The organism is Microcoleus sp. A003_D6, assembly GCF_036702825.1.
GTDB lineage: Bacteria > Cyanobacteriota > Cyanobacteriia > Cyanobacteriales > Microcoleaceae > Microcoleus.
In genome coordinates, this window is sequence record NZ_JAUBWA010000150.1 from 1 (window position 1) to 14,018 (window position 14,018).

At 46.9% G+C, this 14,018-nt stretch carries 19 protein-coding genes; 10 read left to right on the forward strand and 9 right to left on the reverse strand.

Annotated elements, in window-relative coordinates; genetic code table 11:
- The 3 genes from QUB70_RS28075 to QUB70_RS28085 form a co-directional block, all read left to right on the forward strand.
- Positions 1-480: efflux RND transporter permease subunit (locus tag QUB70_RS28075; protein WP_332984847.1), on the forward strand; the 480-nt coding region annotated here is incomplete at its 5' end.
- 27 nt (positions 481-507) lie between these two features.
- The gene (locus tag QUB70_RS28080) at positions 508-669 is read left to right on the forward strand and encodes a hypothetical protein (RefSeq protein ID WP_332984848.1); all 162 of its coding nucleotides are present in this window, start codon (positions 508-510) and stop codon (positions 667-669) included.
- 227 nt (positions 670-896) lie between these two features.
- Positions 897-1,190, forward strand: a complete 294-nt coding sequence (locus QUB70_RS28085) for a hypothetical protein (RefSeq protein ID WP_332984849.1) — start codon at positions 897-899, stop codon at positions 1,188-1,190.
- A gap of 98 nt (positions 1,191-1,288) precedes the next feature.
- Here the strand turns inward: QUB70_RS28085 and QUB70_RS28090 are convergent, their stop codons facing one another.
- Genes QUB70_RS28090 through QUB70_RS28110 form a run of 5 tightly spaced genes read right to left on the reverse strand, consistent with a single transcriptional unit; the run spans position 1,289 to position 5,023 of the window.
- The gene (locus QUB70_RS28090; RefSeq protein WP_332984850.1) at positions 1,289-1,930 is read right to left on the reverse strand and encodes a hypothetical protein; all 642 of its coding nucleotides are present in this window, start codon (positions 1,928-1,930) and stop codon (positions 1,289-1,291) included.
- Positions 1,931-1,951: 21 nt separating this feature from the next.
- A complete protein-coding gene (locus QUB70_RS28095; RefSeq protein WP_332984851.1) occupies positions 1,952-2,491 on the reverse strand; it encodes a hypothetical protein in 540 nt (179 codons plus the stop codon).
- A 60-nt stretch (positions 2,492-2,551) separates the two neighbouring features.
- Complete coding sequence (locus QUB70_RS28100; protein ID WP_332984852.1) at positions 2,552-4,417, reverse strand: pentapeptide repeat-containing protein; 1,866 nt, start codon at positions 4,415-4,417, stop codon at positions 2,552-2,554.
- Between the two features lie 40 nt (positions 4,418-4,457).
- Complete coding sequence (locus QUB70_RS28105) at positions 4,458-4,793, reverse strand: DUF5615 family PIN-like protein (RefSeq protein ID WP_332984853.1); 336 nt, start codon at positions 4,791-4,793, stop codon at positions 4,458-4,460.
- Positions 4,793-5,023: a DUF433 domain-containing protein gene (locus QUB70_RS28110; RefSeq protein WP_265239574.1), complete on the reverse strand. Its 231-nt coding sequence runs from the start codon at positions 5,021-5,023 to the stop codon at positions 4,793-4,795. The genes QUB70_RS28105 and QUB70_RS28110 overlap by 1 nt, the downstream gene beginning before the upstream one ends.
- Positions 5,024-5,372: 349 nt before the next feature.
- Between QUB70_RS28110 and QUB70_RS28115 the strand changes: the two genes are divergently transcribed.
- A complete protein-coding gene (locus QUB70_RS28115) occupies positions 5,373-6,401 on the forward strand; it encodes a hypothetical protein (protein ID WP_332984855.1) in 1,029 nt (342 codons plus the stop codon).
- A 60-nt stretch (positions 6,402-6,461) separates the two neighbouring features.
- Here QUB70_RS28115 and QUB70_RS28120 read toward each other — a convergent pair whose 3' ends face one another.
- The 4 genes from QUB70_RS28120 to QUB70_RS28135 all read right to left on the reverse strand — a co-directional run bounded on the left by QUB70_RS28120 (position 6,462) and on the right by QUB70_RS28135 (position 8,195).
- Positions 6,462-6,710 carry a transporter suffix domain-containing protein gene (locus QUB70_RS28120; protein WP_332984857.1) on the reverse strand — a complete coding sequence of 83 codons (249 nt, stop codon included), beginning with the start codon at positions 6,708-6,710 and terminating at the stop codon, positions 6,462-6,464.
- Positions 6,711-6,748: 38 nt separating this feature from the next.
- Positions 6,749-6,889 (reverse strand): hypothetical protein, encoded by a 141-nt coding sequence (locus tag QUB70_RS28125; protein WP_332984858.1) that lies wholly within the window; start codon positions 6,887-6,889, stop codon positions 6,749-6,751.
- Positions 6,890-6,953: 64 nt separating this feature from the next.
- Positions 6,954-7,772, reverse strand: coding sequence for a carbohydrate ABC transporter permease (locus QUB70_RS28130; RefSeq protein ID WP_332984859.1), 819 nt, complete (start codon positions 7,770-7,772; stop codon positions 6,954-6,956).
- 231 nt (positions 7,773-8,003) lie between these two features.
- Complete coding sequence (locus QUB70_RS28135) at positions 8,004-8,195, reverse strand: hypothetical protein (RefSeq protein ID WP_332984860.1); 192 nt, start codon at positions 8,193-8,195, stop codon at positions 8,004-8,006.
- A 70-nt stretch (positions 8,196-8,265) separates the two neighbouring features.
- On the opposite strand from QUB70_RS28135, the gene QUB70_RS28140 reads away from it, so the two are divergent.
- The 6 genes from QUB70_RS28140 to QUB70_RS28165 all read left to right on the forward strand — a co-directional run bounded on the left by QUB70_RS28140 (position 8,266) and on the right by QUB70_RS28165 (position 13,726).
- Positions 8,266-8,958, forward strand: coding sequence for an aldehyde oxygenase (deformylating) (locus QUB70_RS28140; protein ID WP_332984861.1), 693 nt, complete (start codon positions 8,266-8,268; stop codon positions 8,956-8,958).
- Between the two features lie 261 nt (positions 8,959-9,219).
- Complete coding sequence (locus QUB70_RS28145) at positions 9,220-10,245, forward strand: long-chain acyl-[acyl-carrier-protein] reductase (RefSeq protein ID WP_332984862.1); 1,026 nt, start codon at positions 9,220-9,222, stop codon at positions 10,243-10,245.
- Between the two features lie 534 nt (positions 10,246-10,779).
- A complete protein-coding gene (gene accA, locus QUB70_RS28150; RefSeq protein ID WP_332984863.1) occupies positions 10,780-11,760 on the forward strand; it encodes an acetyl-CoA carboxylase carboxyl transferase subunit alpha in 981 nt (326 codons plus the stop codon).
- Between the two features lie 237 nt (positions 11,761-11,997).
- Positions 11,998-12,723, forward strand: a complete 726-nt coding sequence (locus QUB70_RS28155; RefSeq protein ID WP_332984864.1) for an SDR family oxidoreductase — start codon at positions 11,998-12,000, stop codon at positions 12,721-12,723.
- Positions 12,724-12,826: 103 nt separating this feature from the next.
- Positions 12,827-13,561 (forward strand): GTP cyclohydrolase I FolE, encoded by a 735-nt coding sequence (gene folE, locus QUB70_RS28160; RefSeq protein WP_332984865.1) that lies wholly within the window; start codon positions 12,827-12,829, stop codon positions 13,559-13,561.
- Between the two features lie 39 nt (positions 13,562-13,600).
- The gene (locus tag QUB70_RS28165; RefSeq protein ID WP_332984866.1) at positions 13,601-13,726 is read left to right on the forward strand and encodes a hypothetical protein; all 126 of its coding nucleotides are present in this window, start codon (positions 13,601-13,603) and stop codon (positions 13,724-13,726) included.
- The last annotated feature ends 292 nt before the right edge of the window (positions 13,727-14,018 follow it).

Consider the following 14,018-nt stretch of genomic DNA (forward strand, 5'->3'; position numbering starts at 1 on the left):
GGTGCACTTTTAGCTCAGTCGTTGCGGGGTTTGGCGAATGATGTTTATTGCCAGATTGGTTTGGTGATGTTGATTGGATTGGCTAGTAAAAATGCGATTTTAATCGTGGAATTTGCTAACCAGTTGCGGGAGCGGGGATATCCAATTGCTAAGGCAGCAGTTGAGGCTTCTCAAGAGCGTTTACGACCGATTTTGATGACTTCTCTGGCTTTCATTTTGGGGATTGCTCCTCTGGTTAATCCGGACGGTGCCGGGGCCGCAAGTCGTAGATCGCTAGGAAATGCGATCGCGGGGGGGATGGTTGTTTCTACTTTCTTGAGTTTGTTTATGGTGCCGGTTCTGTATGTGGTGATTGTCTCGGCTCGCGATCGCTTTACGAAACGCGATCGCCCGCAAAATCCGCCCCACGATGACACGATTTTGGATGGGAAAACCGCTCCCCGCGAGGAGATTGAACGCGATCGAGTATCGCCGTTGTAGTTGGTAAGTTGAAAAGGCGATCGTGTTGTGAGTAGATTTGGTGCGATCGCCCAAAACCCGCCAATCCCCAATCAAAACCCCCAAAGTCCCCAGATTAGTCCGGGGATCAATTCTTCAATCCAAAATCCAAAATCTAAAATCCAAAATAGATTGACGGCGGCCCCCATCTGCGGCTACGCTTTGAAGTGAGAGGTTGCTTGCTTGTAGAGGAGGCAGCCCGCGTCGCCCAAAAATCTAGTTGCACTGCCCAAAGCTGTTGGTAGCAGCAATGGACAGCATAACCGCCAAACTGGGACAAGCAGTCTGGAGGCTCCGAGAATCTTAACATTCTCTGTAGCCGCCCTGCTATGTGTTGAAATGCGGGGCGGCTGGGTTTTTGGGTTTTTCTAGAAAACCCAAAACCAGGAGAACATATTATGTCACAGGAATTCGTGCCTGACGACAACAAATCCGTTAGCGAAGCCCTCGAAGAGGATCGCCCAAATGACGACTCAGCAGCAGTATCGGAACAGGAAGTGGTGCTGTTAACGGTTGTCGGTTCGCCCAAGGGTGTCAGGGAAACCATACTCACTTTGTATCGCCTGGGATTTGCCGAAGTCGGCGATTGGAGTCCCGTACAGCGTGCGGCGAATCCGAAGCAGGTGATGAGCGTGCTGATCCGTCGGAAGCGATCGACTGATGGTACACCGCCGAGAAAATCTGGGCGGTAAGCTGCGCTGTCATTTTGATTGAAGCGAAGAATCTTCGTGGGGTGGGCGTCTCGCCCGCCCTAAAAATACAATTACTTACTGGGCGTTGATATGGGATTTCAGGGTAAAAGTAAGAGACTTGCGATCGCAGGCAACAATTTACTGCAAGCTTCTACCAACGTCGCCGCACTAGGTAAACCAGCAATAGTCCCTTTCAAAATTTTCATTGCCGTTTTCCCCGTCTTTTGCATTGTACTTTCTTGGGGATTTTTCCCTACTTCTGCCAAAGTTTTTACCTGTTCCAATGCTTCAGCTTTATCCTCATCAGATAAATCAGTTTCAGCTTCGATCGCGGTTTGTAACTCAGTCAATAATTCTTTGATTCCCGGTTCATCTGGTTTAGCAGAATCAGATAATTGATTAATTGTATTGGCAACAGTACCGCTGATATCACCTAAACTTAAAGCTCCTGCGCCGCTAGCCGTAACGGTTCCGCCTGTAATTTCTATTTTGCGACTTTGGTCGATTTGGTCACTCATAGCTTTACTCTCTGATGTAGATTTAGCTTCATTAGTAATTTTAACATTAACAGGCCGATTAGCCAACAATTTTAGAAGTTCATTCAACTCCAAACTTTTCTGACGGTAAAATTGTATTTCTCTATCTTTAGCTTGCAGTTCAGATTTGTGCTTGGCTTCTAAGTTTTTGATAATTTGCTCATAGGCCTGGATAATTCGAGTAAGACTTTCGTCACTTTGCATAGTTTTACTCAGAGTTGATGCTTACTTATCCTCCTGAATAATATTAATCGAGAGTGGTTGTTTAGCTAACATCTCTGTCAGTTCTCTCATTTCAGCTATTTGCTGGCGATATAAAGCGATTTCCTCATCTTTATATTTTAATTCTGCCTTGTGTTTTTGGGCGATCGCCCTTAGTGACTCCACAGCCTCTGATTCGGCGATCGACTCATCTTCTTGACTGGGATTAGCAGCGGTTTCAAGTTCTGTTAAACTTTCAGAAACTGCTTGCGAAATAGCTATCTCTTGACGGTACAAGGCTATTTCGCAATCCTTGGCTCGTAATTCAGCTTGATATTTATCTTCAATAGCCTTTAATAGCTGTTCGTAGTTTTGCTTTAAAGCGTTATAAATTATAGATTGCTTCTCATCTGTCAAAGCATTGACAAAGATGGCAATTACTCCCTTTTCGGGATTTTCTATACTCTGGATTGACAATTCTGTGTTTTCATTCGCAATGGCAGCTTGCAATTGCAGCAGTAATTCTTTGAATTCCGGTTTTTCTGAACCTACTGATACACTCATCGCTTTGATTTCCGCTGTTACCAGAGTTTGATTAAAATTATAGCATTACTCACTTTGTGATTAAGGGCGAGCGGCTGGATCGGGCAACTCCTCGATCGAGTTGGCTGTTGTACCGTCATTATCTCCTAAACTTAACGAGCCGGCACCAGTAGCGTTAACGGTTCCACCTGAAATATCAAGTTGCCGACTTTGGTCGATGTTGTCCCTTGCGACTGTAGTGTCTGCTGTAGATTGATTGTGATTGTGAATTATCAGGCTAGATGGCTGAGGCACGGTTGAAGGATTTGCCAAATCTTTACTCAACACTCCTATCACTAAGCCTTCAAACACATCGCTATAATGTTTTTGAATGGCAATGATTTCATCTTTAGATTTTAATTGCTCGGCTCGAATTTGAGCTTCTAGCCTTGCTTGATAAACTTCGTCCCAAATTTGCTCAACTTTACCCTTATCCGTTCCTTCGGGAACTTTGAGAGTCAGTAAAACATCGTTTTCTTTCTTCTCAACTCCTTTAATTGACTCCGGTGTAATCTCTGGGAATTCTAGCATTAACTGCTGAAAAGCGGCGGTAAAAGCTTCGGGGTTAATCCCATCTTTGAGCAGGATTTGCACGGTTGTCATAATTTTTTTATAGAGTTTCTCGAAATCCCTCGGTTCAAAACATTTACTGATGTGGTAAGGGCGGCGATCGCGATCGTCAGTTCCCGGTGTGGGATCTTCTAGAAGATAAACAAACCGACAGTCAACGCGATCGAGCTTTGTATTAGGGTCAATGTTCCAAGCTTCCAAACAAGCACCTGTAAAACGAGCTTCTGTAAAATCTGTTGCTAAGGCTTGAGTTTCAGTCAGGTTTGCCTTTTCCAAATGAGCTTGATGCAAATTTGCCTTGCTGAGGTTAGCCTGCTTGAGATTAGCCTCGTTAAGATTAACGCCTGTCAGGTTTGCTCCTTGGAGATTCGCACCAACATAGGATTTTTTGTAACCATCGCCAGTGATGAGTAATTCTCGGACGCGGGTATCAGCTAATATCGAATTACCGACTCGCGCGCGATCGAGTTTGTCTGTATTGCGGAAGCAAGTGCGAGTCAAATTAGCTTTTCTGAAATCAGTGCTTTTAAGCATTGCTTCAATGAAATTAGCATCAGTTAAATCTGCGCCACGAAAACTGGTACCGCCTGTAGCAGCAATGGCAATGGCAACGGTGCGAATCAATGCCTGTTTCTCATCCCCAGCCAGCACACGCCAAGCAACGTAAATGCCTAATCCTGTCGCTGCTGCTGCCACCAGTGTCGCTGCTGCTGCTCCTCCTACCGCTACCACTGCCACTGTCACTGTCACTGCCACTGCCCCTGCCACTGCCCCTGCCACTGCCCCTGTTACTGCGACTGCTACTGCCACTGCTACTGTCGCTGTGGCTGCCGCTGCAACAGCCCCTGCCGCTGCAACAGCCCCTGCCGCTGCCATTGCAACTGCCCCTGCAACTGCCCCTGCCCCTGCTACTATTGCTGCCACTGCACCTGCAACTGCCCTTGCGGCTGCCGCTGCAATTGCCCCTGCCACCGCCCCTGCCACTAAACCTTGACGCAGGGTAACAATAAAGAAGATTGCCAAAAATATCACCAATAAGACACCTGGAATAAGGGTGTACTCTTTAATGTTATTTGAACTCAAAAAGACTGTTACCCAAACAGTAGTTAAGCCTGACAGCAATCCCGATATTACCGATAGAGCTAGCGAGATAGTTACTAGAAAAATTGTCCAGCGACGTTGCAGTCCAGCTTTGGCATGGGTGAAGTCAGCTTCTCTGAGGATCGCATTGGTGAAGTTTGCGCCTCGGATGTCTGCATAGCTGAAGTTTGCACCTGTGAGGTCTTGACCTTTGAAATTGTGGCCTCGGAGATTTTTACCGGAGAAGTCTTTGGGCATGATTTCACGCAGGGAGATAGTAGTTATTTTTTCATTTTCATTAAAACAAAGTGATAATGCCGCTATTAGGAGTATCACTTAAAGCTGCGATCGCATCATAGTTCTCTCTTAGTAGCCCCTCGATATCCCGCGTCGAGCAATTTCCGCGCCGTATCCAAATTACCTTCGGAGGAAATCCCAACAATAGACTCAATTCGCTAAAATCCGCATCCTTGGTAACGACAATATAGTCATGCTGACGAGCATAATCCCAAACCTCGCGATCGGGTGCGGTAGGTAATCCCATCCTATCGACATGAACGGAACCAGGATAAATATCAGCAAGAAGATTGACAAGACTGGGAGAGAGATTTTGGTCAAACAAGAGTAGTTTCATCACCCAACAACTAACATAAACTGCTCCCGTTTAGCCGCAAAACTCAAACAAGCTAAAATATCCTGTTGCGTGAGATAGGGAAAATCATCTAGGATTTCTTGATAAGTCATCCCAGATGCAAGATATTCCAACACGTCATAAACCGTAATTCTCATGCCCCGAATACAGGGTTTGCCCCCACGCTTCCCCGGTTCGATCGTAATGATCTTAGCGATGTCTTGTTCTGACATGGCACTTTCCCTTTAGCTTATTTTCTCAATTCTAGGCTAACAAAGGAATAGAGCGCTCGTAACTTTTGGTAGTTGGCAGCATTTTATTAGTTCCTTTAATTTCCTAGTTCACTTTAACTCAATCCCCCCACAGCCAGCACTCGCATCAAGTCCCATCAGGGGCGTACCCGGAGTCATTTTGGGTATCTTTTCGCCGATCGCCCTCCATCGTGCAATAATGATATGACTTGCACAAAAGCTCTATTAGTAGGTAAATCTTGCCTACCTTACCGCTACATATAGCTTCTCAACTGTCAACCCGTGCAAGTTCCCAATTAAACCGGCTATTGCACTACACAAATTTTTCCTAATGGCTGAAGTCCCCCTAAATCCCGCAGAACTTGCAGAAGCCCTCAACGGCTTTACCGATATCAATTTCCAATTGCCAGACCCCGAAGACGAACAAATACCAGACTTTGATTTTGACAATCAGGTTGACAACGCCTGGAAAGTGTGCGATCGCTTCGACTTGCAAACCGACATCTGGCGGGGACGCATTCTCCGAACAGTTAGAGACAGAGAAAAAAAAGGCGGCGAAGGACGCGGCACAGGGTTTTTGAACTGGCTCAAAGAAAGAGAAATTGGCAAAAGTCAAGCCTATTCTTTGATAGAATTAGCTAATAGTGCCGATACTCTGATCCAGCAAGGAGATTTAGACCCAAATTCCATTAAAAACTTCAGCAAAAGAGCCTTTGTAGAAACCGCCAAAGCATCTCCCGAAGTGCAGCAAATGGTAACAGATGCCGCCGCAAGTGGCGATCGCATCACCCGCCGCGAAGTCAAACAACTCTCCGACGAATGGATGGCAATGAACTCAGATTTATTGCCAGAAGAAGTCAAAGAAAAAGCATCTAGCGGTTCTCTACCTTCCCGCTACCTCGCTCCTTTAGTCAAAGAAATGGAGAAACTCTCCCCATCTCACCAAAGCGAAATTCAAAAAGAAGTAGCCGAAAATCCCGACGTAGATACTGTCAAACAGCTAACATCCGACGCCAAGAACTTATCAAAATATCTCGACGCCGCCGCCCAAGTGCAAGCTCTCAATCAGTCTCACTTAGACATGGAAATGGCCTTAGAAGAATCTTTGCGAGTAGGCTGTTTGGGAACCACCGCCGACGTTGTAAAACAAGCAGCACAACTAGAACAAACAGTAGTCAAACTATACACGATTTGGAAGCGTTTAGGCAGTTTAGCTGATAGATTGTACGTGGATACAGGAGCAAGCACACCCAATTTGCGATTGCTTTTGGGATGCTTGGACAGTCTTTCGGGAGAAAAGATTGAAGTGGATTTTGGAGACGGAGAACGCTCTATTCGCTTGCAAATTTTCAGCGAATAGCTCAACCTTGACCGCAGATAAACGCCAACATCCAGGCTCATTATCGGCGTCGAACCCTGTTCATCTGCGGTTGAAATTTCTGATTTTTTTCCAAAGATAGCGGGGATGCAAATAACGCCGATATTTGGTAACTACTTCTTTCCCCAACAGCGCCACGCTTATCCAAAAACAAACCTCGGCTACAACAGCCAGAACGACAGATAAAGTAGTTTTTTGGGTAATATCCAGCGGCAGGAACGGTACAACAAACAAGATTGCCACCCAAGGCAAAAAAGATACAATAAATAAAAATAAACCGAGTTTTTGCATAGATTCACATAATACAGCTTTGATATGCCCTTTATCTATTAGTCTGCTTGGAGTGGATTTTGTTTGTATAGTAGCAAGTTCAATCGCCGAGTGACTACAAACTCACCTAGCGGCACCAATGTCAGCAACAGGCAAGATGCGTGTTCCACAAGAAAGTTAACTCTTTGTGGAACAGGCATCTTGCCTGTTCTTGAGAATGGTTCAAGATATGACTGCAAACTTAATTGCCAATCCTTCTCCAACTCAATTCTTAATCCCCGTCGCCGCAATCCCCCGAATAAACTGCCGTTGACCGGCCAAAAACAGCAATACCACCGGCACTGTTCCAATTACCACCGCCGCCATCAACAACTGCCAACTGCTAGTAAACTGTTCCTGAAACTCGGCCAGAACCAACTGCACAGTCCGCAACTCCGGCCGCGTCGTAAACACCAGCGGCTTAAACAAATCGTTCCACTCCCCGATAAACGTAAACAAAAACAGCGTCACCAAAGCAGGGCGCGCCAAAGGTAACATCACCTGCCACAAAACCTGCCAGCGGTTAGCCCCGTCCAGCATTGCCGCCTCCTCCAACTCCACCGGAACAGTCATAAAATACTGGCGCAGCAGAAAAATCCCAAAACCGTTAGCCGCCGTCGGCAAAATCAGCGCCCCGTAGGTATTCAGCAGATGGCCCCACTTCAAAACTAAGAAAATGGGAATCACCAAAAGCTGAAACGGAATTACCAGCGTCGCCAAAACCCCCAACACAATCGCCTGTCGCCCCCGAAACTTCAGCCTGGCCAAAGCATAACCGGCCAAAGCAGAAGTCACAACCTGAAAACCCGTCACTGCGATCGCCACTAGAGTAGAATTAAGGAATGCCAACAAAAAATTGCCTCGCCGCCAAGCCTCTTGATAATTCGCAAAAGTCAGGCCCGTGGTCTTGACACTAACACCAGATGGTGACAGCGAAACCAAAAATACAGCAGCCAGCGGCAGCAGCACCAGCCCAGCCCCCGCCAGCAACAAAATAAAACTCAGCAGTTCCAGCGCTTGAGACCTGTCAAAGGATTTACCCATAAATTTGTGAATTAACCTAAAATAATAAGCCTGTGAGGTTCTCCAAGCCGATCGCATCCCAGATTCCCATACAACAACATAATAGTCGTAGAAGGAAAGAAGGAGTACCTAGGGAGGAAGTTGTGATTAGGATATAATGTTATAGATAGAGTTGGTACTGTAAAACCCTGAAAGGTGGAGACCTAGACCGTATTTCTATCATCTATTTTCGGGCAAAAGATCGACTAACGACTAATTCAAGTAATTAGTAAATAGATAGCATTCTAGCGATAGTCTTTCTGGAGTGTTCGACGGCAAAACTCCGCCAAACACGCTGAGGACGCCAGTTTTTCCCGGAACGTCAAAGAAAAGTTCTTTGTCGAAAGAATCCTCAGCTATAATCTCTGATTTAGATGGGGTGCGTTCAAAAAAGGTAAAGTGCACTGTCACTGACCCCCAATTTTAAAGGGGTTTCCAGACATCCCACAAGCTTGTATAAGGAGACTACATATCTATGCCCCAGCTTGAGGCCAGCCCAACAATTGACTTTCAAACCGAAACTTACAAAGATGCTTACAGTCGCATCAACGCCATTGTGATTGAAGGCGAACAAGAAGCTCACGACAATTACCTGACACTGGCCGAACTGTTGGCTGATAAAAAAGCAGAGTTAGTTGGCTTGTCCAAGATGGAGAACCGCCACATGAAAGGCTTCCAAGCTTGCGGCCGGAATCTTAAAGTCACGCCGGACATGGCATTTGCCAAGCAGTTCTTTTCGGAACTGCACAAAAACTTCCAAACGGCCGCGGCCCAAGGTCAGATTGTAACTTGCTTGCTGATTCAATCCCTAATTATCGAGTGTTTTGCGATCGCAGCTTACAACATCTACATCCCCGTCGCCGATGACTTTGCCCGCAAAATCACCGAAGGCGTCGTCAAAGAAGAATACAGCCACCTCAACTTTGGGGAAGTCTGGCTGCAAGCTCACTTTGAGGAATCCAAAACCGAACTCGAAGCCGCCAACCGCCAAAACCTGCCCATCATCTGGAAGCTGCTAAACGCTGTCGCAGACGATGCCCGCGTCTTGGGAATGGAAAAAGACGCTTTAATCGAAGACTTTATGATTGCCTACGGCGAAGCCCTAGGCAACATAGGCTTTAACAACCGCGATATCATGCGGATGTCGGCACAAGGTCTTGCAGCCTAGTTAATGTGGAAATAAGGAATGGGAAAAAAATTAAAAATTAAAACTTTTTAATTTTCCCTTCTCCCTATTTCACAAGGCTTCGCAGCCTCATCAATTTGGAAATAAAGAACGGGAAGTCAATTAAAAAAAATTAATTTCCCTTCTCACTTCTGACAACTGACAACTGACAACTAACAACTAACAACTAACAACTGTCAACTGTCAACTGTCAACTGTCAACTGTCAACTGACTTCTTCAAACTTCCTTCATTTGACAACTTAATGTTTGGTCTAATCGGTCACTTAACCAGCTTAGAACACGCCCAATCAGTAGCTAACGAGCTGGGCTATCCAGAATATGCCGATCAAGGTCTCGATTTTTGGTGCAGCGCACCGCCCCAAATAGTTGATCATATCACGGTAACAAGCATCACTGGACAAAAAATAGAAGGCCGCTATGTGGAGTCCTGTTTTCTGCCAGAAATGCTAGCCACTCGCCGGATTAAAGCAGCCACTCGCAAAATCCTTAATGCGATGGCACACGCTCAAAAAAACGGGATTAACATCACGGCTTTAGGCGGCTTTTCTTCGATCATTTTTGAGACTTTCAACTTGCAGCAAATTAAGCAAATTCGCAATCTCAAGTTGGAGTTCGAGCGCTTCACAACTGGCAACACTCACACGGCTTACATCCTCTGCCGCCAAGTAGAAGAAGCAGCCCCCAAATTGGGGATTGAACTTTCAAAAGCCACTGTAGCGGTTTGCGGTGCTACTGGCGATATTGGCAGTGCTGTGTGTCGCTGGCTCAATGTTAAAACAAATGTAGCAGAATTGTTGCTGATTGCCCGCGACAAAGAACGATTGCAAGATTTGCAATCGGAATTGGGGCGAGGCAAAATCATGGATTTGGAAGAAGCGCTCCCCCAAGCGGATATTGTAGTGTGGGTAGCCAGTATGCCAAAGGGAGTAGAAATTGACCCTAAGACATTGAAGCAACCCTGTTTATTGATTGACGGTGGCTATCCGAAAAATTTGGCAACTCAGGTTCAGCATCCCGGAATTTACGTACTAAATGGCGGGATTGTGGAGCATTCCCTCGATATTGAGTGGAAAATTATGAAGATTGTCAATATGGATGTACCGGGCCGACAGTTGTTTGCCTGTTTTGCTGAATCTATGCTGCTGGAATTTGAAAAATTGTATACCAATTTTTCTTGGGGACGGAATCAAATTACTGTGGAAAAGATGGAGCAAATAGGTCATATTTCTGTCAAACACGGTTTCAGACCTTTATTAATGTCAGTTTGATGTGATTTGTTGCAGTTATTGGTTATTGAGGAAAGTTTTTCTGATAATAACCAGTAACTTTTTTTAGACAGTTAACAGTTAACATTATCTCCGATCGCACGACCAGAATAAAAGTTGTTTGAAGTTACGAACAAGCGGATGTGATTGGCTGCAAAAGTTTGTCTTTCTGCTTCTGCTATTTGATTGTCGGTGACAACAGCTAATACAGACAGGGCTGTTAAAGCTTCCCAAGGGGTGAGTTCGATCGCGCGGGTGTCGCTTTTTGGACTTGGGAACAGTTCAGCAGGGTTAGGTTTTTTGTGGCTGTGGGGGTCTAGGGGCGCGGGGAAGTATGCGCGTAAAACTCAGAAGCAAGCAAAAATAGTGTAACAAAAAACGAGGCTCAAGCCTCTGGTTTTCAACAAGATTACTAAGCAAAGCATAATTCAAAACTCAAAACTTCCAAATTTCCCCTATTTTACAGCATACCCAGACAGGGTAGGATCGGAAAATAGCCGATCGACAAAACCTTAAAACCCTATAGAAATTATCAACGTGGCAAACCCAGACCGCAAACCACTACTCTTAGATTTTGAAAAGCCCCTGGCCGAACTCGAAACCCGAATTCACCAGATTCGCGAACTCGCTCAAGAAAACAGCGTCGATGTCACCGACGAAATTCGCAAACTCGAAGCGCGTTCCGCCCAACTGCGACAAGAGATTTTCAGCAGCTTGTCCCCCATGCAGCGGCTGCAACTAGCCCGTCACCCGCGCCGCCCCAGTACCCTCGATTACATTCAGGCAATTAGCGACGAGTGGATCGAGCTTCACGGCGATCGGCGCGGCGGAGACGACCCGGCCCTCGTCGGCGGAATTGCCCGCATAGACGGGCGTCCCACAGTCATCATCGGCCATCAAAAAGGGCGCGACACTAAAGACAATATCGCCCGCAACTTCGGCATGGCGGCTCCCGGCGGCTACCGCAAAGCCCTGCGGTTGATGGAACACGCCGATCGCTTCGGAATGCCAATTTTCACCTTTATCGATACTCCGGGAGCTTGGGCGGGCTTAGAAGCCGAACAGCTAGGACAGGGAGAGGCGATCGCCTGCAACCTCCGAGAAATGTTTCGCCTCGACGTTCCCATTATTTGCACCGTCATCGGCGAAGGCGGTTCCGGCGGCGCATTGGGTATCGGTGTCGGCGAGCGGCTGTTGATGCTGGAACATTCCGTGTACACCGTCGCCACCCCCGAAGCTTGTGCGGCCATTCTCTGGAAAGACTCTGGCAAAGCTAACTTGGCGGCAGAAGCCCTTAAAATCACTTCCTGGGACTTGAAAAACCTCGGCATTCTCGATCAAATAGTACCCGAGCCGATCGGCGGGGCTCACTCGAATCCCCTCAAAGCTGCGTCCATACTCAAACAAGCTTTGTTGGAAAACTTAGCAGAACTGACACAGCTTACTGGTCAGCAGCGGCGCCAGATGCGGTATCAAAAGTTTCGCGACATCGGTGTATTCACAGAAATTTCTGCTTGAGCCGATCGATTCACAGTTATGTCAGTTATCAGTTAAAAACTTTAAACTCATAACTCACAGCTCGTTATTCTGCGAATCAGTCAGCAGTGTTATAATCTCTCAGGTGACACCGGCTTAACAGTTCTTAATGTTCATCTCATAATTAACTGCGATCGCCCGCAGCAGACAGTTGTCTAATTTGCCTCAGAAGGCTGCAACGCTGTAGGGAGTTGCCGAGCGAAAGTATTAGGACACTGAATGAACCATCCAACAACAAAGCAGGCTCTGATTACCGGAGCCAGCAGCGGTATTGGCAAAGCGACGGCTCTAGCGTTCGCCGCCGAGGGCATAAATCTGGCCTTAGTTAGCCGAGAGTCAGAAAACTTAGAAGCCGTTGCCGCAGCGGCCCGAGAAGTCGGAGTGAAAGCAGAAGTTTATCCCTTAGACTTGGCAAAAATTGAGCAAGTGCAAAGTGGCATCAGCGCGATCGCAGCTCAATTGGGTTCCGTAGATATCCTGGTCAACAGCGCTGGCATGGGCTACACCGGCTCCTTGACCGAAACGCCCCTAGCCGACTGGCAGAGCGTTCTAGACCTCAATCTTACTAGCGTTTGGCAGTGCATTCTAGGAGTTTTGCCGTCCATGCGCGATCGCGGATCGGGAATCATCATCAACGTTTCCTCGATCGCCGGCAGCCAAACCTTCCCCAATTGGGGAGCCTACTGCGTCAGCAAATTCGGTCTCATGGCTTTGTCTAAAACCTTAGCAGCCGAAGAACGAGCTCGCGGAATTCGCGTCACAGCAATCTGTCCGGGTTCTGTCAACACTCCCATGTGGGACACAAACACCGTGCAATCCGACTTCGATCGCAGTGCCATGTTAACCCCAGAAATCGTCGCCCAATCAATTCTGCACGCAGTTCAGTTACCAGCAAGTGCAGTAATTGAAGAAATCACCCTCATGTCCAACGCAGGAGTTTTGTGAACTTGAGATTTTAGACTGCTGGATTTTTCTCGAATTCAACAATCTTTGAATCTCTAGCTATACCCCCCAATCCAAAATCGATTCACCCTCACACCAACTTCTTATGACAATTTCATCAAACACCAGTTCCAATGGCTCGAACTCACTTTCGACTGACAGCATGAAACTGTTACAAACCGCAGACAACAACACCCCGCGCATCCCAACTCGACCCGATCGCAATTCCTCGAACGGTCAAGAATCCAACGTACCCGTACCCTCAGAAGTCGGCCAGGAAGAAATGATGGAGGCCGTTCGCACCTTGCTGCTGGGAGTAGGAGAAGACCCCGAACGCGAAGGATTGCTCAAAACCCCAAAGCGGGTAGCAGAAGCAATGCGGTTTCTCACCAGCGGCTACACTCAATCCCTCGAAGAACTCCTCAACGGCGCTATATTTGACGAAGGTCACAACGAAATGGTACTGGTACGAGACATCAGCGTGTTCAGTATGTGCGAACACCATATGCTGCCGTTTATGGGCAGAGTTCACATTGCTTACATTCCCAACCAAAAAGTAGTGGGACTGAGCAAATTAGCCAGAATTTCCGAGATGTACAGCCGCCGGTTGCAGGTGCAAGAACGTTTGACGCGCCAAATTGCCGAAGCAGTTCAGACAATATTGGAACCGAAGGGAGTTGCTGTAGTAATGGAAGCCAGCCATATGTGCATGACGATGCGGGGCGTGCAAAAACCCGGTGCTTGGACGGTTACGAGTGCCATGTTGGGTGTATTTCAAGACGAACAGAAAACTCGCGAAGAATTCTTGAATTTGATCCGCCACCAACCCGCATTCTTTTAGTCAGTTGGCAGTTGGCAGTTGGCAGTTGGCAGTTGACAGTTGACAGTTGACAGCTTGCCGGTCGAAGGGTTGGCAGTTGACAGCTTGCCCGAAAAGCCGGTCGAAGGGTGGGCAGTTGTTAGTTGTCAGTTGTCAGTTGTCAGTTGTCATTGGGCTGTGGGCTGATGACTACTGACTAAGGATGACTTTTAACCTGCCCAAAAACGGGTACCGTGCCACGTACACTCCATAAATGGAACTCCCAAAATTTTAGACGCTTGTTCAAGCAGCCAGATTCAATGCTGCAAGTCTATCTAAAATCTAAAATCTAAAATCTAAAATCTAAAATCGACTGACGATCGACTAATTAACCCATAAAATAGACGGGTGACTTATGGCTTGTAAACTACCCGCCACTAAGCTAACGCTATAGTGGGGGCTTTTGGTAGCCCTTGAGCGATTGCACAAGACAACAACT